Here is an 888-nt window from a genome sequence, read left to right on the forward strand (position 1 = left end):
GCACGGCCCGGCGACCCACGGCCACGACGCGGCGGCACGGCGGGAGGGTACGCAGCACGGCACACCGACGACGTCGACGCAGCCAGCCGACCAGTTGTTCTCGGCCGCCGTGCGCGGCGTCCACCCGGGCGGCCAGCCACAGGATGTCCGCGATCTCGTCCGGTCCTGCGTCCGGACCGCCGTCGGCGAAGGCGGCGAGCAGTTCCTCGATCACCGGGCGGCCCGGGGAGTGCGGACGGAGCTCATGCCGACGGCCCGGTGAGGTGGTGCATCACGGTGGCGAGGAAACGTTCGCGGTCCTCCTCGCCGGTCCACGCCCTGCTGAGCCTGAGCTGGATCGCGTTGAGGAGCTGGTCGGTGGCCAGGTCGCCGTCCGCGCTGCGGTCGATGAAGGTCCGGACGAGCTGCCGGTACTCGTCGTGCTCGGCGATGTCCACGCCGAGCCGGCCACGGATGATGCGGGCCAGCTTCTCCGCGTCCGGCGCCTGCAGATGGAGGCGGACACAGCGGCGCAGGAAGGCTGGCGGGAAGTCCCGTTCACCGTTGCTGGTCAGGACGACGACGGGGAAGTGTCGGCACTGGACCCGACCCCTTTCGATCGTGACCCGCTCGCCCTCGGCATCGTCGGTCGCGATCTCCATTGTGGGCTCCTCGCCCGCCATGCGGGCGAGTTCGGGGATGGTGAAGCCACCGTCCTCGAAGACGGTGAGCAGGTCGCCGGGCAGGTCGATGTCGCTCTTGTCGATCTCGTCCACCAGCAGCACCCTGGGCCGGTCCTGCGGCAGCAGGGCCGTTCCCAGCGGTCCGAGCCGCAGGAAGCGGGAGATGGACGCGGCACTCGGCGGCGCGACGTGGTCCGCGCGGGACCACCGAAGGCCGCCTTCGGAG

The 888-nt window shown here is 71.6% G+C and carries 1 protein-coding gene and 1 pseudogene; both read right to left on the reverse strand.

Going from position 1 to position 888, the window contains the following annotated elements; all coding sequences use genetic code 11:
• Positions 1-214 (reverse strand): hypothetical protein (locus LPA54_RS33175; RefSeq protein ID WP_228984448.1); only part of this gene is annotated, 214 nt, incomplete at its 3' end.
• A 28-nt stretch (positions 215-242) separates the two neighbouring features.
• Positions 243-888 (reverse strand): annotated as a pseudogene (locus tag LPA54_RS33180) (MoxR family ATPase); the annotation flags it as partial.

Source organism: Streptomyces sp. DH12 (genome assembly GCF_020873895.1).
Lineage (GTDB): Bacteria > Actinomycetota > Actinomycetes > Streptomycetales > Streptomycetaceae > Streptomyces.